11 protein-coding genes are annotated in these 25,545 nt (G+C 69.5%); 8 read left to right on the top strand and 3 right to left on the bottom strand.

The window, feature by feature from the left end; translation table 11 throughout:
- The first annotated feature begins 137 nt into the window (after positions 1–137).
- The 6 genes from KEC56_RS12220 to KEC56_RS12195 all read left to right on the top strand — a co-directional run bounded on the left by KEC56_RS12220 (position 138) and on the right by KEC56_RS12195 (position 22,110).
- Entirely contained in the window at positions 138–1,127 is a 990-nt protein-coding gene (locus tag KEC56_RS12220; protein WP_175987033.1) for an ABC transporter substrate-binding protein, read from the top strand.
- 78 nt (positions 1,128–1,205) lie between these two features.
- Positions 1,206–2,237: an ABC transporter permease gene (locus tag KEC56_RS12215; RefSeq protein WP_227531163.1), complete on the top strand. Its 1,032-nt coding sequence runs from the start codon at positions 1,206–1,208 to the stop codon at positions 2,235–2,237.
- On the top strand, positions 2,227–3,276 hold the full coding sequence (locus KEC56_RS12210) for an iron chelate uptake ABC transporter family permease subunit (protein WP_227531162.1): 1,050 nt from the start codon (positions 2,227–2,229) through the stop codon (positions 3,274–3,276). Before KEC56_RS12215 ends, KEC56_RS12210 begins: the two co-directional genes overlap by 11 nt.
- A complete protein-coding gene (locus tag KEC56_RS12205; protein ID WP_175987040.1) occupies positions 3,273–4,031 on the top strand; it encodes an iron ABC transporter ATP-binding protein in 759 nt (252 codons plus the stop codon). Before KEC56_RS12210 ends, KEC56_RS12205 begins: the two co-directional genes overlap by 4 nt.
- A gap of 197 nt (positions 4,032–4,228) precedes the next feature.
- Entirely contained in the window at positions 4,229–21,589 is a 17,361-nt protein-coding gene (locus KEC56_RS12200; protein ID WP_227531161.1) for a CLIPPER-2 domain-containing protein, read from the top strand.
- Positions 21,590–21,612: 23 nt separating this feature from the next.
- Complete coding sequence (locus KEC56_RS12195) at positions 21,613–22,110, top strand: hypothetical protein (RefSeq protein WP_227531160.1); 498 nt, start codon at positions 21,613–21,615, stop codon at positions 22,108–22,110.
- Between the two features lie 7 nt (positions 22,111–22,117).
- On the opposite strand, the gene KEC56_RS12190 is transcribed toward KEC56_RS12195, so the two are convergent.
- The 3 genes from KEC56_RS12190 to KEC56_RS12180 all read right to left on the bottom strand — a co-directional run bounded on the left by KEC56_RS12190 (position 22,118) and on the right by KEC56_RS12180 (position 24,168).
- Positions 22,118–22,327 carry a hypothetical protein gene (locus tag KEC56_RS12190; protein WP_227531159.1) on the bottom strand — a complete coding sequence of 70 codons (210 nt, stop codon included), beginning with the start codon at positions 22,325–22,327 and terminating at the stop codon, positions 22,118–22,120.
- Positions 22,328–22,356: 29 nt separating this feature from the next.
- The gene (locus KEC56_RS12185; protein WP_227531158.1) at positions 22,357–23,328 is read right to left on the bottom strand and encodes a DNA-3-methyladenine glycosylase family protein; all 972 of its coding nucleotides are present in this window, start codon (positions 23,326–23,328) and stop codon (positions 22,357–22,359) included.
- 114 nt (positions 23,329–23,442) lie between these two features.
- Positions 23,443–24,168, bottom strand: coding sequence for a winged helix-turn-helix domain-containing protein (locus KEC56_RS12180; protein WP_227531157.1), 726 nt, complete (start codon positions 24,166–24,168; stop codon positions 23,443–23,445).
- A 327-nt stretch (positions 24,169–24,495) separates the two neighbouring features.
- Between KEC56_RS12180 and KEC56_RS12175 the strand changes: the two genes are divergently transcribed.
- Complete coding sequence (locus KEC56_RS12175) at positions 24,496–24,804, top strand: GNAT family N-acetyltransferase (RefSeq protein WP_227531156.1); 309 nt, start codon at positions 24,496–24,498, stop codon at positions 24,802–24,804.
- Between the two features lie 31 nt (positions 24,805–24,835).
- Positions 24,836–25,300, top strand: a complete 465-nt coding sequence (locus tag KEC56_RS12170) for a DIP1984 family protein (protein ID WP_175988424.1) — start codon at positions 24,836–24,838, stop codon at positions 25,298–25,300.
- Positions 25,301–25,545: the final 245 nt, after the last annotated feature.

Raw genomic sequence — 25,545 nt, 5'->3', positions numbered from 1 at the left:
CGCTCTCGCGGATGCCGCCGACATCGCACCAGGCGCGATTTCAGGTTCTTCGCAGGTTCACGCTAGCCTGATCTCGAGTCGCACAGGTAAGCCTTACCTAATTCGGAATCACCTCACCGCAGAACAGGAGTCCCTCCATGTCCATGCCCAGAACTCTCGCGGCAGCAGCCTTCGGCGCCGTATCCCTCCTCGCGCTCGCCGGATGCAGCAGTGCGCCGGCCGACGCTGAAGCGCCCGAGACCGCAGCCGAGGACTACTACCCGATCACGGTGACGGACATGGCGGGCAACGAGGTGACGATCGAGAGCGCCGAGAGCGTCGCGATCACCGACAACCGCTTCTTCCAGCTGGCCGCCGACTGGGACCTGCCGATCTCGGTCGCCCCGCGCGACCTGATGAGCCCCGAGAACCCGCTTGCCGACGACGAGGAGATCCTCAACATCGGCACGCACAGCGAGCCGGACTTCGAGCAGATCGTCGCAGCCGACCCCGACCTCGTCATCAACGGCTACCGGTTCAGCGGCGAGGAGAACGCACAGGGCGTGCAGGATGCCGCCCCCGACGCCGCCTTCGTCGAGATGACCGGCCCTGAGGATCAGTCGGTCGACGAGTACGTCGCGGAGAGCCTCACTCTCATGGGCGAGGTCTTCGACCGGAAGGACGAGGCAGCCGCGCTCATCGAGGAGTTCCAGGCCGCCGTCGACGGCGCGAAGGCGGCCTACGACGCCGACAGCACCGTCATGGGCCTGATCACCTCGGGTGGCGAGATCAACTACGCCAACCCCATCGACGGTCGCGGATCGAGCATCTTCTTCGATCTGCTCGACCTCACCCCGGCGCTGGATGCCGAAGGCTCCGAGAACCACACCGGTGACAGCGTCTCGCTCGAAGCGCTCGCCGGCGCGAACGCCGACCACCTCATCGTCCTCGACCGCGACGCCGCGGTCGGCGAGGGCGAGGTCACGCCCGCGCTCGACCTCATCAACAGCTCGGCCGCGCTCGCGAACGTCCCGGCCGTGACGAACGAGAGCATCTATGTCTTCCCCGCGGACTACTACCTCACCGAGGACGTGTTCGCCTACACCACGGTGCTGAACGGCCTCGCAGACCTCTTCGCCCAGAAGTGACCTGCTGAGACTCGACGGACGGGTCGCCTCCGCTACCGCGCAGCGGCGCGGAGGCGACCCGTCATCGGAACGGTGAACATGGCCTCCTCGGCATCCCCTTCGCGCCGCGTCACCGCGGTCGACGTGCTCGCGCCCGCCCGCGCCCGTCCGGGAGCGCGCACGCGCGCGCTGCCCCTCGTCGTCGCGATCGTCCTGACGATCGGGCTCATCGTGCTGTCCCTGTTCGTCGGGGTCGCCGACATCACCGCAGGCCAGGGAGGCGGCACGGAGTTCCTGTGGATCACGCGCGTGCCGCGCACGGCATCCCTCGTCCTCGCGGGGGCGAGCATGGCGATGGCGGGCCTCGTCATGCAGCTGATGACCCAGAACCGGTTCGTCGAGCCGACCACCGTAGGCACCACCGAATGGGCCGGGCTCGGTCTGCTCGTGACCTACATCGTGCTGCCGGCATCCGGCGTCTTCGTGAAGATGGTCGTCGCGATCGGATTCGCCTTCGTCGGCACCCTGATCTTCTTCGCGTTCCTGAGGCGCGTCACGCTGAAGTCGTCGCTCATCGTGCCGATCGTCGGCATCATGTTCGGCGCCGTCGTCAGCGCGATCACGACCTTCCTCGCGTTGCGATTCGATCTGCTGCAGGTGCTGGGCGGGTGGTTCATGGGCCGCTTCACCGGCGTCGAGGTCGGACGCTACGAGCTCCTCTGGATCGTCCTGGCCGTGGCGATCGCCGTGATGGTCCTCGCCGACCGCTTCACGGTCGCGGGCCTCGGCAAGGACGTCGCGACGAACGTCGGCATGAACTACGAGCGCGTCGTGCTGCTCGGCGTCGGGCTCATCTCTCTCACCACCGGTGTCGTGACCGTCGTGATCGGGATGCTGCCCTTCCTCGGACTCATCGTGCCCAACCTCGTCTCGATGGTGCGTGGCGACGACCTGCGCTCCAACCTGCCGTGGGTTCTGCTGACCGGCATCTGGATCGTGACGGTGTGCGACATCATCGGTCGCGTCGTCATCATGCCGTTCGAGATCCCGGTGTCCCTGGTGCTTGGCGTCGTCGGGTCCGCCGTGTTCATCCTCCTGCTCCTGAGCACGAGGAGGACCAATGCTCGCTGACTCTCAGCTCTCCGCGCCTGCCGGCGCGGGCATCGGCCGCCGGGGCTCCGGGCCCTACGCGAGCCCGCGGCACCGCATCCGGTACCTTGTCATCCTCGTCGCGCTGATCGTCGCCGCGGTCACGATCACGGCTCTGCTGCTCACGTGGGGCAACCAGTTCGAGCCGTTCAGCGAGAAGTGGTGGCGGATCTCGCGCATGCGCGCCACGACGCTCGTCGTCATCGCCGTCGTCACCTTCTGCCAGGCGATGGCGACCGTGACGTTCCAGACCGTGACGAACAACCGCATCATCACGCCGTCGATCATGGGGTTCGAGTCGCTGTACGTGCTCATCCAGACGGCGATCGTGTTCTTCTTCGGCACGGCGGGCGTCGCCGAGATCAGCCCGCTCGGCCGGTTCCTGCTGCAGAGCGCGATGATGGTGGTGTTCGCCGTGCTGCTGTACTCCTGGCTGTTGTCGGGGCGGTTCGGCAACCTGCACGTGATGCTGCTGATCGGCATCGTCATCGGCGCCGGCATGGGGGCGCTGTCGACGTTCATGCAGCAGATGCTCGACCCGAACGAGTTCGACGTGCTCGCCGCGCGGCTGTTCGGCAGTGTCGGGCACGCCAGCACCGACTTCCTCTGGATCGTGATCCCCGTGGCAGCGTTGGCGGGCGGTGCGATCTGGTTCCTCGCCAGGCGTCTCGATGTGCTCTCCCTCGGCGGGGAGATCAGCGCCAACCTCGGGCTTCGCCACCGGCGTCAGACCATGCTGATGCTGACCCTGGTCTCGGTTCTCATGGCGATGACGACCTCGCTCGTCGGACCGATGACCTTCCTCGGCTTCCTCATGGCCACGCTCGCGTACTCGATCACGAGCACGTACGACCATCGCCGCATCCTGCCGGTGGCGTGGCTGCTCGGCTACGTCATCCTCACCCTCGCCTACTTCCTGCTGCGGCACGTGTTCCCGATCGTCGACGCCGTGACGATCGTCGTCGAGCTGATCGGCGGGCTGCTGTTCCTCATCGTCGTCTTCCGGAAGGGACGCCTGTGATCCGTCTCACCCATGTCACCAAGCGCTACAGCAGCGATGTCGAGATCGGGCCCGTCTCGATCGACATCCCCGCCGGCGGCATCATCGCCCTCGTCGGGCCGAACGGCGCGGGCAAGTCCACCGTGCTCACGATGATCGGGCGGCTGCTCGCCCCCGACGAGGGGACGATCGAGGTCGCGGGACTCGACGTGCACCGCACGCCGTCGAAGACCGTCGCGAAGACGGTGTCGATCCTGCGCCAGGAGAACCACTTCGTCACCCGGCTCACGGTGCGTCAGCTCGTCTCGTTCGGGCGGTACCCGTACAGCGGCGGGCGGCTCACGCAGGCCGACGAGGACAAGATCTCCGAGGCGATCGACTTCCTCGATCTCACCGACCTCGAGCAGCGCTTCCTCGATCAGCTCTCGGGCGGACAGCGCCAGCGCGCGTACGTCGCGATGGTCCTCGCACAGGACACCGACTACCTGCTCCTGGACGAACCGCTCAACAACCTCGACGCGCAGCACTCCGTGCAGATGATGGGGCAGCTGCGCCGGGCCGCCGACGAGCTCGGGCGCACGATCGTCATCGTGCTGCATGACATCAACTTCGCGGCCGCCTACAGCGACTACATCATCGCCATGGAGAACGGACGCATCGCCGAGCACGGGACGCCGGACGAGATCATCCGCGACGACGTGCTGACCCGTGTGTTCCGCACGCCGGTGACCGTGATCGACGGCCCGAACGGACGGTTCGCCGCGTACCACCGGTGATCCCGGGCGCCGCGTGCAGCGGGGGAATCGACGTTCGCAAACTCGCCATGGCGGATGCGCTTTCGTGGAGGTTAGGATGGAAACCTCCGGCCTGAACGGCTGGCGACGCCTCGGAGAGGGGCCGTCGATTTGCGGGGAGAGTTATGAACGCGGAGACGACTGCGCCCCGTCGTCGACGGTGGCGTTCGCTCATCGCGATGACGACTGCGGCGACTCTCGCCGTCGTCGGGCTCACGGTCATCGCGCCGCCCGCTCCTGAGCCGGCGGAAGCCGCGGTCGTGCAGTGGGGCACGAACTCGGGAAGCGCACCGAACTACCAGGCCAACGTGAACGGCGACTTCCTGATGTCGGGAAACGGCGTGCTCGGCTGCACAGGCTCGGGTGTTACGGGCAGCGGCACGTGCACCGACCTGCACGCGGCCTCCAGCACCAACACGAACAACGTCAACGACAACTTCACGATGGCGAACGTCAACGCGGTCACGGGTTTCACGACGAACTCGTCCAGCGCGACCGTGAACATCCCGGCCGGCGCCACCGTGATCAAGGCGTTCCTCAACTGGAGCGCGAACACCGGCGTCTTCACCGGCGATTCGCGCGTGCTGTGCACGACGTGGAGTGCCGCGCGCGGCACCGCGACCCTGCCGTCGGGGTCGGCCACCGGCTACACGTCGCGTGCCGTGCAGTTCAAGGTCGGCAGCGGTGCGATTGCGAACGTGGCACCGCAGAGCATGATCGAGGATCCGACGTCGCAGGCGACCTACCGCAGCTACTCGGCGACAGCCGATGTCACCAGCGCCTTCGCGGGAGTCGCCACAGGTTCTGACGTCACCGTCTCGGCCGGCAACATCTGGACCCCGACCGGACCGGGTTGCTACGCGGGCTGGTCCGTCACCGTGATCTACGACTACGGCACCTACATTCCCGGGAACACCGCGTCCATCCAGCGCAACATCATCTACTACCAGGGTCACGTCCGGCAGGGAGCGTCCGATCCCGCGCTCACGGTCGCGTTCAACGGATTCACCGCGGTCGACACCGGTACGCGCGTGGGCTTCACGCTGTACGAGGGCGATCGCAACATCACGGGTGATTCGGCATCCTATTCGCGGAACACGTCGACGTCATACACACCGATCGCCAATCCTGCCGGCGCGACGAACAACATCGGCATCGGCCGTGCCGAGAACTCGATCCGATACACCGGAGCCGCGGGCACCGCCTTCACGAACCAGAGCGTCGACGTCGACACGGCACCGCTCACGAACATCGTGGCGGGGGACTCTCGCGTCAACCTGCAGCTCGGCACGAGCGGTGACTCCTACCTCCTCACCAACGCCGTGCTCTCGGTGCCGACGGCAGGGCTCCAGCTCGTCAAGTCGTTCGACGGCACGAAGGACACACAGTCGCGCACCGCCGGCGAGAACGCGACATTCACGATCCGGGTCACGAACACGGGTGCGGGCACCCTGCGCAACATCGTGATCCAGGACGACCAGTCCGACTGCAGCCGGACCCTCACCGGCGTGCAGCTCGCACCGCAGGAGTCCTACACCTTCACCTGCACCGCCAACGCGCCATCCTCGACGGGGTACGTGTCGACGGCGAAGGCGACGGCGAACACCGTGGTCGGCAACTTCCTCGCGCAGGACGAGGATTCGACCACCGTGCTGCTGTCCGCGATCGCGCTGACGAAGACGAGCACTCTGGCCGCAGGAGCCACTGGCAGGGCTGGTGATGTCATCACCTACACCTTCACCGTCACCAACAGCGGGCAGTCGACGCTGACCGGCGTCACGATCACGGACCCGCTGCCCGGGTTGTCGACCATCGTGTTCGGCGCGTGGCCCGGCTCCCCGGGAACCCTGGCCCCCGGCCAGTCGGTCACCGCGACCGCGACGTACACGCTCACCCAGACCGACGTGGATGCCGGCGCGGTCGCGAACACCGCGACTGCGACCGGAACGGATGACGACGGCGGAGCGAAGCCGACGGCCCCGGCCAACAGGGTGACGCCGATCGCTGCGGCCGCCGCGATCACGGTCACCAAGACGGGAGCGCTCGCATCGGGAGCGACCGGTCGCGTCGGCGAACGCATCAACTACACCTTCACGTTCACGAACACGGGCAACGTGACGCTCGCGAACGCGACTCTGGCAGATCCGCTCTCGGGGCTCTCGCCCCCGGTCATCACCTGGCCCACCGCGACCGCAGGCGTGCTCCCGGTCGGCCAGAAGGCGACGGCCACCGCGTTCTACACCATCACCCAGGCGGACGTGGACGCAGGATTCGTCCGCAACACCGCCACCGTCTCCGCCCGCACCCCCGCAGGCAGCACCATCTCGGCCTCTTCTCCTCAGGTCCAGGTCAACACGATCGCGTCCGCCCCGGCGCTCACGACGACGAAGTCGGGAGCCATCACCTCGGGCAGCGGCGGCGTCGGCAGCGTGATCACGTACAGCTTCACGGCCCGCAACGCGGGCAACACCACCCTGACGGGCGTCTCGATCTCCGATCCGCTCACAGGTCTGTCCGCACTCACGTACTCGTGGCCGGGCACCGCAGGAACGCTCGCTCCCGGTCAGACCGTCACGGCGACCGCCACGTACACCGTCAAGCAGGCGGACGTCGATGCGGGCTCGGTCAAGAACACCGCCACAGGCAAGGCGACGACCCCGGCCGGCGCGACCCTGACGGTGCCGAGCAGTCAGTCGACGGTGTCGACGGCGCCGGCGAACCCGGCCGTCACCCTCACCAAGACCGGTGCCCTCGCTCCCGGAAGCGCTGGGCGCGCCGGGGATGTGGTCACCTACTCGTTCGCCCTGGCCAACACCGGCAACGTGACGCTGACGCAGGTCGGCATCACCGACCCGCTCTCCGGCCTCTCAGCGCTCACCTATTCGTGGCCGGGCACCGCGGGGACTCTGGCCCCCGGTCAGAGCGTCACAGCGACCGCCACCTACACGCTCAAGCAGAGCGATGTGGATGCCGGTGCCGTGGCGAACACGGCGACGGCGAGCGCCCGGCCCCCGTCCGGTGCCGCGCTGACGCAGTCGCGCTCGGCGACCGTGCCGATCGCGCCCGCCAGCACGCTGTCCGTCCTCAAGTCCGGCTCGATCACCTCGGGCAGCGGCGGCGTGGGCAGCGTCGTCACCTACGACTTCTCCGCCACGAACACGGGCAACGTCACGCTCACGCAGGTCGCCCTGAGCGACCCGTTGGCAGGACTGTCGGCCATCACGTACACCTGGCCGGGAACCGCGGGAACGCTCGCGCCCGGTCAGGTCGTGACGGGGCGCGCGACGTACACGATCAAGCAGAGCGATGTGGATGCCGGGGTCGTGACCAACACGGCGACGGCGACCGGGCGCACTCCCGGCGGTCAGACCGTGACCGGAAGCTCGCCGACCAACCGTGTCAACACGGCCGCGGCCGCCCCGGCGTCCACGACGACGAAGGCCGCCGCGGTCTCCGGCACCGGCCGCGTCGGCGATGTCATCACCTACACCGTGCGCACGACCAACACGGGCAACGTCACGCTCACGGGCGTCTCCGTCTCCGATCCGCTGGCCGGTCTGTCCGCATTCACGTACTCGTGGCCCGGCACCGCGGGAACACTCGCACCGGGCCAGACCGTCACGGCCGTCGCGACCTACACGATCAAGCAGACCGACGTCGACGCGGGCGCGGTGCGCAACACGGCCGGCTCGACCGGGGCCTACGGCACGACACCCGTGACGAGCAGCTCCCCGCAGGTCGTGACGCCGACGGTCGCGGCGGCGCCGGCGATCGTGACGACCAAGAGCGGTGCGCTCCCCGGCGGCTCGGTGGGGCGCGCCGGCGACACCATCACCTGGACGATGACGCTTCGCAACAGCGGGAACGTCACGCTCACGGGAGTCGCCGTCAGCGACGCGCTGCCCGGCATCTCGCAGCCCGTCTACGGCACCTGGCCCAGCGGCACCGCCGGTACGCTCGCCCCGGGGCAGACCGTTACGGCCACCGCGACGTCGATGATCTCCCAGACCGATGTGAACTCGGGCGCAGTGAGCAACACGGCGACCGGCACCGGTCGTCCGCCCTCCGGCGACGCGGTCACGAGCTCGGCACCGGCCACGGTGTCGCTGGCCTCGACACCCGACCTGACGATGGTCAAGACCGGCGCGGTCACCTCGGGCAGCGGCGGTGTCGGCAGCACGATCACGTACACGTTCCGCTCGACCAACACCGGCAACGTGACGCTGAGCGGTGTCGCGTTCGCCGACCCGCATGCGGGGCTCTCCGCCATCTCGAGCGTGTGGCCGGGGGCGGCCGGCACGCTGGAGCCGGGGCAGACCGTCACCGGTACGGCGACGTACACGATCCGGCAGTCCGACGTCGACGCGGGCGTCGTCAAGAACACGGCCTCGGTGAGCGGCACCCCGCCGACCGGCGCGCCCATCACCAAGACGTCGAGCGAGGTCTCGGTCGCGACGGTGGCGGCAGCCCCGTCGATCACCACGACGAAGTCCGCGGCGGGAGCCGGGGGAGGCGTCGGCAGCACGATCACGTACACCTTCCGTGCCACCAACAGCGGCAACGTCACGCTCACCGGCGTCGCCATCACAGACCCCCTCGTCGGCCTCTCGGCCCTGAGCTACAGCTGGCCCGGCGCGAACGGCACGCTCGCTCCCGGCCAGAGCGTCACGGCGACCGCGACCTACACGCTCACTCAGCGCGACGTGGATGCCGGTTCCGTGACGAACACGGCGACCGCCCGCGGCACCGGCGGCGGCACGACGGTGAGCGCCGGCTCCAGCGCTGTCGTGACCCCCACGGCGACGAGCTCGCCCGCCATCACCGTGGGCAAGGCGGGGACGCTGAACGGCAGTGGTGTCGCAGGCGACACCATCACCTTCGCGTTCACCGTGCGCAACACCGGGAACGTGACCCTCACGGGCGTCGGGCTGACCGACCCGCTTCTCGGAGCGGCCCCGATCGCGCTTTCGGGATGGCCGGGCGCGGCAGACACGCTGGCGCCGGGACAGAGTGTCACCGGCAGGGCGACCTACACGCTCACGCAGACGGACGTCGACGCCGGTTCGGTCATGAACACGGCGACCGCCGTGGGCACGCCGCCACGGGGAGCGGCCGTGAGCGGCACGGGAAATTCCGCAGTGCCGATCGCCGCCGCGCCGTCGATCGTCGTGAACAAGACGGGTGCGCTGACCAGCGGCAACGGCGGTGTCGGCAGCACCATCACGTTCTCTTTCACGATCCGCAACTCGGGCAACGTGAGCCTGGCCGACATCGTCCTGACCGACACGCTGCCCGGTCTCCCCCGCCCGAGCGTGACCTGGCCGGGTGCGGCGGGATCGCTGGCGCCGGGCGAAACCGCGACGGGAACGGCTGCGTACACCGTGCGCCAGAGCGATGTCGACGCGGGAGCGGTGCCCAACACCGCATCCGTGAGCGGTCGCCCGCCTGCAGGCGCGCTCGTGTCGTCGTCATCCACGACGACGGTCCCGACGATCACTCCGTCGCCTGAACTCACGGTCACCAAGACCGCGAGCTCGACGACCGGCAACGTCGGCGACGTGATCGAATACACGATCCGGGTCGAGAACTCCGGCAACCAGACACTCACCGGCGTCACCGTGCGCGACGCGCTGCCGGGGATGTCCGTCCTGGCAGTCACGTGGCCGGGCGCCGCGGGGACCCTGGCACCGGGGCAGGCCGCGACCGCTCGTGGCACGTACGCCATCACGCAGGCCGATGTGAACGCGAGCACGATCCGGAACACCGCGACCGCTGAGGGACGAGCGCCCGGGGATGCTCCGGTCACGGCCAGCGCCACGAGAGACACCCCCACGGCCGCAGCCGCACCGCAGCTCGCGCTGAGCAAGAGCGCATCCCTCGCGTCGGGCGCCAGGGGCGTCGCCGGCGATGTCGTCACGTACACGTTCACGATCCGAAACGCCGGCAACGTCACCATGACCTCGGTCGGCGTGAGCGACCAGATGCCGGGTCTGTCCGACATCGCCTACTCGGCGTGGCCGGGTGCGTCCGGCACGCTTCAGCCGGGGCAGAGCGTTGTCGCGACCGCGACGAAGACTCTGACCCAGGCGGACGTGGATGCCGGGTCCATCGTCAACACCGCCACTGCGAGCGGCACCCCGCCGAGCGGTCCGGCTGTCCAGCAGTCGGCGTCCGCCACGCTTCCGCTCGCGCCCAGTCCGTCACTGACCCTCGCCAAGAGCGGCAGCTATACGAGCGGCTCCGGCGCCGTCGGCAGCGTCATCACGTATCAGTTCACCGCGCGCAACACCGGCAACGTCACGCTGACGAACGTCTCGATCGCCGACCCGCACGACGGCCTGAGCGCGATCACGCCGTCGTGGCCCGGCACGCCGGGGACACTCGCTCCCGGCCAGGCCGTGACCGCGAGCGCGACATACACTCTGGTGCAGGCGGACGTCGACCGGGGCTCGGTCTCGAACCGGGCACGCGTGACGGCCACTCCGCCCACCGGCCCGACGGTCGGTGCGAACTCGCCGACGGTCGTGCTGCCGACTGCCGCCGCCGGCCCCGGGCTCGTCACGACGAAGTCCGCCTCGGTCAGCGGTACGGGCGCGGTGGGCGACGTGATCTCGTACACGATCACGACGCGAAACTCGGGCAACGTGACCCTGAGCGGCGTCACGATCGACGATCCGCTTCCCGGCATCACTCCGCTGCAGTACACCTGGCCCGGCCCGGAGAACACGCTCGCCCCGGCGCAGACCGTGACAGCGACGACGTCCTACACCATCACCCAGGCCGATGTGGACGCCGGCAGCGTGAGGAACACCGCAACCGGGCGGGCGACGGCGCCCAACGGCGCATCGGTCGCGAGCCCGCCCGCGTCGGTCACGTCGCCGACGGTCGGAGCGGCGCCGCGGATCCAGGTCGTGAAGACCGGCTCGCTCCCGGGCGGTGCGGAGGGCGTCGCCGGCGAGACCATCACCTGGACTCTGACGATCACCAACACCGGCAACGTGACCCTCACGGGAGTCGGCGCCACAGACTCGGCACCCGGCGTCAGCGCACTGATCTACGGGCCCTGGCCGGGCGGAACGGCCGGCACGCTCCCCCCGGGTGCTTCGGTCACGGCGACCGCCACCTCCGTGGTGCGGCAGAGCGATGTGAACGCCGGATCCGTCGCGAACACGGCGACGGCGACGGGAACTCCCGCACGCGGTCAGGCCGCGACTGCCATGGGATCGGCCACGGTGCCGCTCGCAGCCGCCCCCGCCGTGACGATCGACAAGGCCGGCGCATACACGAACGGCACCGGCGCTGTCGGCGACACCATCACGTACACGTACACGGTGCGCAACACCGGCAACGTGACCCTGACCGGCATCACGATCGCCGACCCTCACAACGGGCTGTCGGCCATCAGTTACGGCGCATGGCCGGGCGGCACGGCCGGAACCCTCGATCCGACGCAGACGGTGACCGCGACCGCGACGTATGTCGTGCGTCAGAGCGATGTGAACGCAGGCAGCATCAGCGACACCGCCACCGTGTCCGGGCGGCCCCCGGCGGGCGCTGCGGTGAATGCGACCTCGCAGACGGTCGTGCTCCCGACGGCGGACGCGGCTCCTGCGATCGAGACGAACAAGACCTCGTCCGTCTCGGGCACCGGTGTCGTCGGCGACCTGGTGACCTACACCATCACGGCGCGCAACACCGGCAACGTCACGCTCACCGGCGTCACGATCTCGGACCCGCTCTCCGGGCTCAACGCACCGGTCTACGGACAGTGGCCGGGCCCTGCCCGCACGCTGCAGCCGGGTCAGACCGTCACGGCCACCGCGACGTACCGCATCACTCAGGCCGACATCGATGCCGGCAGCATCACCAACACGGCGACGGCGACCGGCAAGCCGCCGACCGGCGCCGACGTGAGCGACCCCGATTCGATCACGACGCCGGTCGCACCGCAGACCCCGGCGTACACGCTCACCAAGACCGGGGCGCTCGCGCCTGGAACGACCGGGCATGAAGGCGACACCGTCAACTTCTCCTTCACCGTGCGCAACACCGGCAACGTCACTCTCAACGCGGTGAGGCTGAGCGATCAGCTCGAGGGCATCTCGCAGCTGGCGTACGTCTGGCCCGGTGCCGAGGGCAGGCTGGTGCCCGGTCAGACCATGACCGCGACGGCGACCTACGCGCTCACCCAGGCGGATGTGGATGCCGGAGTCGTCACGAACACGGTGAACGGCACGGCGACGCCTCCCACCGGCGCCGCCGTGACACGCACGGCGGAAGTCGACGTCCCGATCGCCGGCGCACCCTCGATGACGCTCGAGAAGACGGGCACCGTGCTCGGTGCGGGTGAAGCCGGCGACACCATCCGCTTCGGGTTCACGATCGTGAACACCGGAAACGTCACGATCGACGCGATCGCCCTCACCGACAGCATCCCCGGCGTCTCGCCCGATGTCACCTGGCCGGGAGCCGAGGGCGTCCTCTCGCCGGGTCAGCAGGCGACTGCGACTGCCGACTACGAGATCACGCAGGACGACGTCGACGCCGGCAGCGTCGTCAACAGCGCAGCGGCTGAGGGGCGATCGCCGGCCGATCAGCCTGTGAGAGCGGCCGACGAGGTCACGGTGTCGACCGGAACGCAGCGAGCCGAGCTCACCCTCGAGAAGTCCGCGTCGCCCACGACGGGCGTCGCCGTCGGGGATGTCGTGACGTTCACCTTCGATGTGACGAACTCCGGCAACGTGACGATCGACTCGATCGCCCTGGCCGACGAGCTCCCCGGGCTGTCCTCCATCACGTTCGGTCCCTGGCCGAGCGCGACCGGAACCCTCGCACCTCGTGACACCGTGACCGCGACCGCGACCTACACCGTCACGCAGGCCGACGTCGACGCCGGCGGTTTCTCGAACAGTGCCACCCTCACCGGTGAGAGTCGTGGCGGCGTGGATGTATCCGACACCTCTGCCGTCGACATCGCGACGGTGGAGGCCGCGCCCGCCATCACTCTCACGAAGACGACCGGCGCCGACGCGGTGAAGCGCGGCGACACGATCGAGTACGCCTTCAGGGCGACGAACTCGGGCAACACGACCCTGACCGGCGTGAGCATCGCGGATGAACTCGACGGTGTGTCCGCGATCGACTACGGCTCCTGGCCGAGCGGCGAGGCCGGTGTGCTGGCGCCCGGGCAGTCCGTCACGGCTACGGCGCAGTACGTCGTGACGCAGGCGGATGTCGACGCCGGGATCGTCACGAACCGGGCGACCGCGAGCGGCGCACCGCCCACCGGCCCGGCGGTGACGGGCTCCGACAGCATCGACACGGCCGCCGCGCCCTCCGCGCCCGCCCTCCTGGTCGAGAAGTCCGGCGCCCTCGCGGCCGGATCCACCGGGCGTGCCGGAGACACGGTCGAGTACGGGTTCGTGATCCAGAACACCGGCGATGTCACCATCTCGAATGTCGTGCTCGGCGACCCGCTCCCCGGTATCAGCACCATCCAGATCACCTGGCCGCAGGCCGAGGGCGTGCTCGCCCCCGGACAGCGCGCCACGGGCACGGCGACGTACGCGCTGACGCAGAACGACGTGGACGCGGGGGCGGTCGTCAACACAGCGACGGTGACCGCAACGCCCTCGCGCGGGTCTGAGCTGACCCGGCAGGCCAGCGAGACGGTCGCGATCGCACCCGGAGCCGGACTCTCGGCGGTCAAGAGCGGGGCGCTGCTCGGCGACGGCATCGGCGAGGTCGGCGACGTGATCCAGTACGCGGTCCGTGCGACGAACACCGGAAACGTCACGATCACGGGCGGCCAGCTGATCGACCCGATGCCGGGTCTGTACGACGTCTCGATCACGTGGCCGGGGGCCGACGGACGGCTCGACGTGGGGCAATCCGTGACCGGCCAGGGCAAGCACCGGATCACCCAGGCCGACGTCGATCGCGGCTACGTCGAGAACACCGCCACGGTGGGCGGCCAGACGCCCCAGGGGCAGATTGTCAAGACCGACACGAACACCGTCCGCATCAGCACGGTGCAGCACGCACCGGCGATCGCCGTGGCCAAGTCCGGCACCGCGAGCGGTACCGGCGCGGTCGGCGACACGATCGAGTACTCCTTCGAGATCGTCAACTCCGGCAACGTGACACTCACCGGGGTCACGCTGTCGGACCCGCTGCCCGGCGTCGAGCTGTCGTCCATCGCCTGGCCTGCAGCGGACGCGCCAGGGCGACTGGAGCCGGGACAGAAGGCGACCGCGACGGGTGTGCTCGAGATCACTCAGGAGCACCTGGATGCCGGACGCGTCATCAACACGGCCACGGCGACCGGCACACCGCCCGCGGGGGCCGATGTCTCGGGCGCTTCGCCCGAGAACGTGGTCACCACGGCCGCTGGCCGCCCGGCGCTGACCGTGACCGACAGCGGCGCCCTCGCGCCAGGCGCCGCCGGTCGTGCCGGTGACGTCGTCACCTGGACGTACGTGCTGACGAACTCCGGGAACGTGACGCTGAGCGAGGTCGCGCTGAGCGACGCCGTCGCCGGCATCAGCGATCCCGCGTACACGTGGACGACTCCGGTCGGCGTCCTCGCCCCGGGAGAGTCGGTCACGGCGACCGCGACCTACGCACTGACCCAGGCCGACGTGGACGCCGGATCGGTGTCGAGCCTCGTGACCGGTTCCGGAAAGCCCGCGGTGGGCGATCGGGTGTCATCGACGGCCCCGGCCACCCTTGCCGTCGCGCCGGATCCCGCACTCGTCCTGACGAAGACCGCCCGGCCGGGTCCCGCGCCGAGCGTCGGCGACACCATCACGTACGACTTCACGATCGACAACCCCGGCAACGTCACCATCTCGGTCGTGAGGCTGATGGACGAGCTGACCGGTCTCAGCGAACCGGTGTTCGCGTGGCCGGGTGCCCCGCGCATCCTCGCGCCGGGACAGCAGGCCACCGCCACGGCCACCTACGTCGTCACGCAGGCGGACGTCGATCGCGGTGGCGTGGTCAACTCGGCCACTGCCGTGGGCGCGGCGCCCGGTGGAGTCCCCGTGGAGTCCGACGAGGTCGAGATCACCACGGCGACCGTTGCAGTCGCTCCCACCATCACCACCCGCAAGTCGACGGTGGGCGAGACCGAGGGACGCGTGGGCGACCGCGTGACCTACCTCGTCGAGGTCGAGAACACCGGCAACGTCACGCTGCACGACGTGCAGGTCGCCGACCCGCTTCCGGGTCTCTCCGCGCTGTCGCTGGTGTGGCCGGACGAGGAGGGCGTGATCGCGCCCGGCGAGATTGTCACCGCCCACGCCACCTACCGGATCACGCAGACCGACGTCGACCGCGGGACGATCGCCAACACCGCAACGGGAACCGGAACGCCGCCGACCGGGCCCGCCGTGTCGGACGACGACGAGCACACGCTGACGACGGCGGCCGCCGCCGCCGATGCCACGGTCGTCAAGGACGGCAGGCTCGCCGCTGGGGCCACAGGTGCGGTCGGCGACGAGGTGCAGTACTCGTTCACGATCCGCAACACCGGGAACGTCACGCTGAACGCGGTCGCCCTCGACGACACGCTCGCCGGCATCTCCGAGATCACGTACACGTGGCCGGGCGTGGCCGGGGTGCTCGCACCAGGACAGGCTGCAACCGCGACCGCGCGCTACGCGCTGACGCAGGTGGACATCGACCACGGATTCGTGGACAACTCCGTGACGCTCGACGCGGCGCCGACCCGCGGCGACCCGATCCAACGCACGAGCTCGAAGCGAGTGGACATCCCGCGTGAGCCGGGTGTGGTTGCGGTGAAGTCCGGTGAGCTGATCGATGGGGGGATCGGTCAGGTCGGTGATGTGATCCGGTATCGGGTCACGGCGACCAATACGGGCAATGTGACGCTGACCGGTGGTGCGCTCGTCGACCCGATGGAGGGTCTGGAGAACGTTTCGATCGATTGGCCGGATCCCGATGCCGAGGGTGTGCTCGAGGTCGGGCAGTCGGTCACCGGTACCGGGACGTATACGTTGCGTCAGTCGGACATCGATCGCGGGTACGTCGAGAACACCGCTCACGTGGCGGCCAAGTCGCCGGACGGCCAGGAGGTCCGCGCCGACACCAACACGGTCCGCATTTCGACCGTGCAAGCCGCGGGAGCGCTCGCAGTCACGAAGTCCGGCGTGATGAACGGAGACGGCGGTGTGGGATCGCGCGTCGACTATACGTTCCGCGTCACGAACACCGGAAACGTCACGGTCAGCGCCATCACGCTGAACGATCGGATGCCCGGTCTGAGCGAGCCGGAGATCACCTGGCCGGGCACGGCCGAACAGCTCGCCCCCGGCGACACGGCGATCGCGACCGCGACGTACACCGTCACCCAGGCAGACGTGGATGCCGGGTCGATCGTGAACGCCGCGAACGCGACCGGCGACTCGCGCGGCGGCGCCGTGACGAGCCCGCAGGCGCCGGCCACCGTCTCCACCCAGAACATCCGCGCGTCGATCGATGTCACGAAGACCGGTGCTCTCGAAGACGGCGCGACCGGCGCCGCCGGTGACCGCGTGGTGTGGAGCTACACGCTGGAGAACACCAGCAACGTGACGCTGACGGGCGTCACGCTGACCGACGAGCTCTCGGGCGAGGGGATCGAGTACGTCTGGCCCGACGCATCGCGACCCGGTGTGCTGCTGCCCGGCGAGACCGTCACTGCGACCGCGACGTACACGCTGACGCAGGCCGATGTCGACCGCGGCTCGGTGGGCAGCGCGGTCGACGGAGCCGCCGCGCCGCCGCGGGGATCGAACGTCACCGATTCCGCGAACGCCTCCGTGCTGCTCGAGGCGCGTCCGGGGATCCGTGGGGTCAAGACGGGCACCGTGAACGGCGAGGGCGCCCTCGGTGACACGATCGACTACGCGTTCGAGGTCGAGAACACCGGCAACGTCACACTCACGCTCGTCGACCTCAAGGATGCGCTGGCGGGCGTCAGCGATCCCGTCTTCGCGTGGCCCGGGGAACCCGGTATTCTCGCGCCCGGTCAGAGCGTGACGGCGACAGCCGACTACACGATCACGCAGGCGGATGTCGACCGGGGGACGGTCACCAACATCGCCACGGCGCGGGGCAAGCCCCCCGTCGGCGACATCGTCACCTCGAGCACGGACTCCGTCCAGTCGACGGTCGTCGCCGCCGAGCCCGCTCTCGACGTGCGGAAGTCCGCGGCCGTGGACGGCGACGGCGCCGTCGGAGACCGCATCGACTACGTCTTCGAGATCGAGAACACCGGCAACGTCACGCTGACCGGCCTCGTGCTGGACGACCCGCTTGCCGGGCTCTCGACGCCCGTGATCCAGTGGCCCGCAGACCCGGGCGTGCTCGCCCCCGGCCAGACCGCCACCGCCACGGCCCAGTACTCCATCTCCCAGACGGACGTGGATGCCGGCGACGTCATCAACACGGCGTCGGCCTCCGGGCACTCGCGCGCCGGCGAAGTGAGGGACGACTCGGAGACGGTCGCCACGCCGACCGAGCCGAGCGCGCCCGCGATCGCGGTGGCGAAGCACGGTGAGCTGGAGCCGGGCGGTACCGGTGAGGTGGGCGAGATCGTCACCTACGAGTTCGTCATCGCCAACGACGGCAACCAGACTCTGACCGGTATCGAACTCGACGACCGCATGGTGGGGCTCAGCGATATCGAGTACATCTGGCCTGGCGCCGACGGGGTGCTCGCACCCGGTGGTTCCGCGTCCGCCGTCGCGACCTATGCTCTGACGCAGCAGGACATCGATGCCGGCGCTGTCGCGAACGTCGTGATCGCCACAGGAACCGCACCGGGCGGCGGAGACGTCGCATCCGAGCCGACGCCTGAGACCGTCGAGGTTCCGCGTGTGCCTGGTCTGAGTGCGGTGAAGTCGGGTGAGCTGATCGATGGGGGGATCGGTCAGGTCGGTGATGTGATCCGGTATCGGGTGACGGCGACCAATACGGGCAATGTGACGCTGACCGGTGGTGCGCTCGTCGACCCGATGGAGGGTCTGGAGAACGTTTCGATCGATTGGCCGGATCCCGATGCCGAGGGTGTGCTCGAGGTCGGGCAGTCGGTGACCGGTACCGGGACGTATGCGTTGCGTCAGTCGGACATCGATCGCGGGTACGTCGAGAACACTGCGCACGTGGCTGCCGAGTCGCCGGACGGACAGACCGTCCGCGCCGACACCAAGACGGTGCGCATCGACACGGTCCTTCCCTCGCCCGCGCTCGCCGTCACGAAGGACGGCACGACCACCGGCAGCGGCGGGGTCGGCGATCTCGTCAGGTACAGGTTCTCGATCAGCAACACCGGGAACGTTACGATGTCGGGGGTCGAGCTCTCCGACAGCAAACCGGGCGTCTCGGTACCAGAGATCGAGTGGCCGGGCGTCGACGGTGTGCTGGCGCCGAACGAGACCGCGACCGCGACAGCCGAGTACACCATCACTCAGGCCGATGTGAACGCCGGGCAGGTGCTCAACACGGCATCCGCCACGGGGATGACTCCCCGCGGCGGATGGGCCACGGCATCCTCGCCCGAGAGCGTCGTTCCGACGCAGGCGGCGGCGCCGTCGATCGTCGTCACGAACTCGGGTGCGCTCGCTGCCGGAGCCGTCGGCAAGGCGGGCGACGTCGTCACGTGGACGTACACGCTCGAGAACACCGGCAACGTGACGCTTTCGTCGTCGAGCCTGGCCGATTCGCTGCCGGGCGTCGACGACCCGACCTACCTGTGGCCGGGCGAGGCCGGAGTGCTCGCTCCCGGGCAGAAGGTCACGGCGACGGCGACGTACACGCTCACGCAGGCGGATGTCGACGCCGGCGCAGTGACCAGCATCGTCACCGGAAGCGGCATGCCTCAGGTCGGCGCTCCTGCGAGCGCGACGGCACCCGCCACTGTGGCGATCGCCCCCGATGCGGGCATCGACCTCGTGAAGACCGGCCGGCTCGAGCAGCCGACGCAGAACGCGGCGGGCGATGCCGTCGAGTTCGGGTTCCGCATCGAGAACACCGGCACGGTGACCCTGCGCGACGTCGCGATCACCGACACCCTGCCCGGGCTCGAGCCGATCCGGATCACCTGGCCGGCCGCGACGGGAGTCCTCGCGCCGGGGCAGGTGGCCACCGGAACTGCTGCGTACGCCATCAGCCAGGACGACGTCGACCGCGGCACGGTCGAGAACACGGCATCCGTCAGAGGTACCACGCCCGGCGGGGAGACCGTCGGCGACAGCTCGACGATCACGCCGATCGCGACCGCTGCGCACGCACCCTCGGTGACGATCGTCAAGGGCGGCTCGTACGCGAGCGGCTCGGGCGGTGCCGGCAGCGTCATCGAGTACACGTTCGACGTGACCAACAACGGAAACGTCACGCTTCGCCTGATCCGCGTGGCCGATGAACTCCTGGGCCGCTCCGCACCGGTTCTGGCGTTCCCCTCAGCCGCCGGAGTCCTCGCCCCCGGCGAGACCGCGCAGGGAACCGCGCGCTACACGGTGACGCAGGCGGACGTCGACTCCGGCTCGGTGACCAACGTCGCGGCCGTGTCCGGCATCGCTCCGGACGGCGACGGGATCTCGGCGCAGTCCGACCCCGTGGTCATCGGAACCGACCCGCAGACGCCCCCTGCCGACGCGATCCGCACGACTCAGACCGCGCGCCTCGCCGACGGCGACACGGGCATGCTCGGCGACACGATCGAATACGTCTTCGAGATCCGCAACACCGGCAACACCACGTTGACCGATGTCGTCCTCGACAACACCGTGCCGGGCCTGACCGGGTTCGAGTACACCTGGCCCGACCCGGCCGCCCCCGGGCGCCTGCTTCCCGGTCAGTCCGCCATCATCCGCGCGACCCACACGGTCACACAGGCCGATGTCGACGCCGGTGAGGTGCGCAACACCGCGACCGGTTCCGGGACGCGCCCGCGCGGCGGAGACGTGAGCGACACGTCGACCGAGACCGTCGTCCCCCTGGTCGCACCGACGAGCGGGCTCGCGGTCGCCAAGACCGGCACGCGCAACGGAGACGGCACTCCAGGAACGACGATCACGTACGACTTCGTGATCACCAACGTCGGCCAGGTCACGACCAGCGGCGTAGTGCTCACGGACGATCTGCCGGGTATCGGCCCGATCACTTACGGCGCGTGGCCCGGCGCGGACGGTGTGCTCGCACCGCAGCAGTCGGTCACGGCGTCGGCCGAGTACACGATCACCCAGGCCGACCTGGATGCCGGTGCGGTGCGCAACACAGCCACCGCCACGGGGCAGAAGCCGAACGGCGACGCCGTCACGGGGGCCTCTCCTGAGGCCGTCGTGCCGACGGCCGATCGTGCCCCGCACATCGACCTGACGAAGACCCAGGAGCTCGCACCGGGTGCGACAGGGCGCCCGGGTGACGTCGTGCAGTTCGCCTTCACGGTCACGAACGACGGCAATGTCACGCTCACCGGCGTCGTGCTCGGCGATGCCCAGAACGGGATCTCGGATCTCGGCATCCGGTGGCCGGGGGAGCCGGGCGTGCTGGCGCCGGGGCAGACGGCGACCGCCACGGCCTCGTACCGGCTGACGCAGGCCGACGTGGATGCCGGCGGGGTATCCTCGACAGCGACCACCAGCGGCAGCGGTGGCGGCACGACCGTGAGCGATCGCGCGACGGGCTCGACGCCGATTGCTGCGGCGCCCGCGCTCACGCTGGACAAGACCAGCTCGGTCTCGCCGGCGCCTCAGCAGGGAGCCCGCGTCACCTACACGTTCACCGTGGTCAACACCGGCAACGTCACGCTCCACGACGTGTCGGTCACCGACGAGATGCCGCGTCTGAGCGATCTCACGGCGCACTGGCCCGAGACTCCCGGCGAGCTCGCACCGGGTCAGACGGCGCGCTTCACGGCCGTGTACGTCATCGCCCAGGCCGACGTCGACCGTGGATCGATCGTCAATACGGCCACCGCGACCGGCACCCCGCCTTCAGGGGCGCCCGTGCAGGCCGAGGACGAGAACACCCTCGCTGTGCCACACCGCTCAGCTGTCGCGCTCGACATGGGCATCGCCGTCAAGAGCGGTCAGCAAGGCTTCGCGGGCGACACGCTCGTGTTCAGCTACGCGGCGACCAACACCGGCACCAAGACGCTCACGAACGTCACGATCACCGACCTCTACCCGGGGCTGTCCGGGCTCACGTACACCTGGCCGGGCGTGCCGGGCGTGCTCCTGCCAGGGCAGACCGTGACGGCCACCGCGACGGTGACGATCACGGCGGCCATGGAGGGCACCGTGGTAGCGTCGCATGCCGTGGTGACCAGCACCGAGATCGACACCGAGATCCAGGTGCGCGACGAGGCATCCGCATCGATCGAGCTGCCGGCTCGCCCGCCGTGGGGCGGTCTTCCGCTCACGGGCGGCGACCCCGCACCGTACGCCGCGGCTGCGGCGGCGCTGCTGATGGCCGGCCTCGTGCTCCTGCTTGTCCGCCGTCGCCGCGAGCAGAACACAGACTCCGCATCCTGATCCACCCCGTGAAAGGCCACACCATGCAGTCCCAGACACCTCGCGCAACCCTCCGTGCGACTCTCAACCGTCGGTCGATCGGTGTGCGTGCGGCGGGCGCAGGCGCTGCCCTGCTGCTCGGCGTCGTCGGACTCAGTGCCTGCACCAATGGCGACAGCGAGCCGTCGCCGTCGCCGTCCGCGAGCTCCACTCTGACCCCCGGCATCACCGACATCACCGACACGCCCGGATCCGGCGAGAACCTGGTGGGCGCGCTCGCCGACGCCACCGTGTCGACGTGCGAGCTCGGCGACGGCAGCTGGACGGTCGACGGCACAGTGAAGAACCCCACGAAGGATTCGGTCTCGTACCGGATCTACGTCTCGCTCCTCAACGAGGCCGGGGACACCCGTTCTCTCAGCCAGGTCGATGTCGACGGCGTCGGTGAGGGCGCTGAGGAGGAGTGGGCGACCACGGTCGATCTGACCGACGAGGACCTCACCTGCGTTCTGCGCGTCGAGCGCTACGCGGCGGCCGGCTGATCCCGGCTCAGACCTCGATCCCGGTGGACTCGTCGTTCACACCGGTGTTGTCGCCTCGGCGCGACTCGGTCGCGATCAGCCACACGATCGAGACGATGAGGGCGAGCAGCAGACCCAGCCCGACGTTCTGCAGGATCAGTCCGATCACGACGCCGAGGACGACCAGGGCGACGGTGCCGCCGAGCCAGATCCAGCGCTGTTTCGTGCGTGCAGACATGCCGTCAGCCTAGGGGATGCCGTGGCGCCTCACCGGCGACGGTGATCCTCCGGGGCGACGCGCGGGCCGCGGCGCGGTTCGATGAGACCGCTCGCGAGGATGAGGCGGACGACGCGCTGACGGTGCCCCGCCCAGGGAGCGAGGAGCTCCAGCATCCCCGCGTCGTCGGTGCGGGATCCGGTCAGGGCGTAGCCGACCTGATGGGCGAGGTGGTAGTCGCCGACGCTGACCGCATCGGGGTCGCCCAGGGCGCGGATGCGGGTCTCGGATGCCGTCCACGCGCCGATCCCGGGAAGGCTCACGAGCACGCGATCCCCATCTGCGCCGGTCGGGCCTGCGAGCACGGCGTCCGCGATGCGCAGGCCGCGCTCGGCTGCGCGGACGATCGTGCGCGACTGCGGAGGTTCGACGCCGGCGCTGTGCCAGGCCCACGAGGGGATGCCGCGCCAGCCGTCGATCGTCGGCGGGGCGAACATCGGCCGCGGGGTCGGTCCGGGGGCGCGTTCGCCGAATCGCGTGATGAGCACCCGCCAGGCACCGAATGCCTGGAAAGACGTGACCTTCTGCTCGATGATGGCGCTTGCGAGCGCATCGAAGACGAGATCGGTGCGGGTGAGGCGGGTGGATGCCGTACGGCGGGCGACGTCGGCGAGATGCGGATGCCCTGCCGCCGTGAGGGATGCCGGGTCGAAGCCCGCGTCGTTGTCGGTGGCGCCGCAGAGGCGCGGGAGCTGCTCGAGGGCCCAGTCGGATCCCGGGCCCCAGGCGGTGGCGTGGACGCCCTCGGTGCTCTGGCGCAGGGCCAGCGTCGCAACGCCCGCCGGAGTGCGGGCGGCGCGCCACAGGGTGGAGCCGGCGACCATCATCGTCGGGTCCTTCGGCCCGCGCATGAGCACGCCGACCGTGCGGAACAGGTTCAGGGGGCGCTGCGGGTGGTAGACCGTGTGCAGCGGCTGTGCGGCGTCGACGGGGTCGGTCGCGGCATCCGCTGTCAAGGTCATACGAACACCCTACGTCGCGGCGCTGACAACGCCGCGCGCAACGAGGTGGCGCGTATGGTGGTCACCAAAGCGGTTCGGTGACCATTCGCGGCCCCTGGCGCTGCCGCGTCACACTCAGAAGCGGTCGGGCGAGGGGGTGCCCTGGCCGTAGCGGATCACGACGTCGGCGTGGCGGTCGAACCGGTACCCGACGCCGCGGACGGTGCGCACGATGTCCTCGTAGCGGCCGAGCTTCGCGCGCAGTCGGCGCACGTGCACGTCGATCGTGCGCTCGCCGGGGGTCTCGTCCTCCGGAGCCTGCCACAGGGCGCCGACGAGCTCGGAGCGCTCGATGGTGCGGCCCTCGCGGAGGACGAGGTACTGCAGCAGCTCGAACTCCTTGTACGTGAACGCGGCCGACTCGCCGTCGATCAGCACGCGCTTGCGCGAGATGTCGACGGTGACGCCGTAGTCCTCGTTCTTCTCCTCGGTCTCGGTGGCGGCCTTCGCCCGGGCGATCGCGCCGGGCTCGTGCAGAGCGAGGCGAACGACGTCGAGGTCGCGTCCGCCCGAGCCGTGCGGTGCGAGAGCGACCGTGGCGTGCGTCTCGGCCTCGGGGGCGAGTTCGGCGAGCGTGCGGCGCAGCGCGTCGACGAGCAGGGGCAGGCTCACGCCGGCGCCCGCGGCCTTGATCTCATCCAGACCGACGTACAGGGCGAAGCCACGGGGCGAGCGGGTGGCGGGGAGATCTTCGGGCGTGGCCGGTGCGGCCGGCGCATCCTGTTCGACGAAACGCGGGACGGGACGCAGGTGCGGGGCGCGGGTGGAGGCGGGACGCTCGAGGAGGGCGATGTTCGACATGATGATGAAGTCCTTGGAAGGGTGAGCCGACGCGGCTCGGATGTGTTGCGAGAGTGACCCTGAAGGCCGAGAACAAGCACACGGGTAGGTGCTCGGGGCTCACGCTTCGCAGATGGCGAAGAGCGGAGCCGGACAGGTCAGCTGAGTGATCAGCGACACATTCGGCAACACATGCCAACGCAGCCGGGCATCATCATCCCGGTAGTCCCGTTCGCCTCCTGGGCGGACAAAGGGAGCGCGTTGGTGGTCATGGGGGGATTATGTCTGAGGATGACGCCCCGTGTCAAAACGAGTCCCGGGGTTACCGGGTGGCATAGCGTGGATGCCATGACGGATTCGACGATGATCGACGGTTTTCTCGTCACGGATGAGAAGGATGCATCGCGCTACACGCTCACGCGTGACGGTGCGCTCGTGAGCGTTCTCGACTATCGCGACGACGGCACGACGATCGCGCTGACGCGCGCCTTCACGACCCCGACGTTCCGCGGGCACGGCTACGCGGCCTGCGTCGTGAAGGGTGCCGTCGACGACATCGAGAGCCGCGGCGACCGGAAGGTCGACCCGGTCTGCTGGTACGTCGCCGAGTGGTTCGAGCAGAACCCCGAGCATCAGGGTCTGCTGCGCCGACGGTGACACGGTCGGCATGGCCTGAAAGGATGAGGTCATGAAGATCGCCGAGGCTCTGACCGCGCGGGCCGATCTGCAGCGCCGTATCGAGCAGCTGCGCGCCCGCATCACCGCGAACGCCCGATATCAGGAGGGCGAGGAGCCGGCCGAGGATGCCGCTGCGCTCCTGGGCGAGGCCGAGAAGGACCTCGCGAGGCTCCGCGAGCTGATCCGTCGGATCAACGCGACCAACGCCCGGCTCGATCTCGGAGCCGACGGCACCATGACCGATGCGCTCGCCGCCCGCGACGTTCTGCGCCTGCAGCACTCCCTGCTCGTGGACGCCGCGGCCGCAGCATCCGGATCGGGCAGCGGCTTCCGGCAGATGCGCTCGGAACTGCGCCAGATCGCGGCACTGCCCGTGGCGCAGCTGCGGGAGGCCGCGGACCGCGTGGCACAGGAGCTGCGCGAACTCGACAATCGCATCCAGGAGGCGAACTGGACGCACGACCTGGAGGAGTAGAGCGGAAGTCGGTAGCCACGACGAGGCGGACACACGCCCAGCCGGAGGGTCAAGTCCGGCACTGCAGGGCGGAGGGCAGCCCACGATCTCGCATCGCGCAGCCCTGCACCCCGCACATGTGAAAGCGCATCGCGCATTCCGCATCACCACGTGTCGATCGTCGAGGTGAGGGTCGGGTCAGGGGCCTTCCGCTCGTCGCGGCACGCCTCGGAGAGAATGTCCGAGGCCGTCCGTACCGTGTGAGT

Origin of the sequence: Microbacterium tenebrionis (assembly GCF_020682665.1) — a bacterium.
Taxonomy (GTDB): Bacteria; Actinomycetota; Actinomycetes; order Actinomycetales; family Microbacteriaceae; genus Microbacterium; species Microbacterium tenebrionis.
This window is presented reverse-complemented; position numbering and strand designations above follow the sequence as displayed.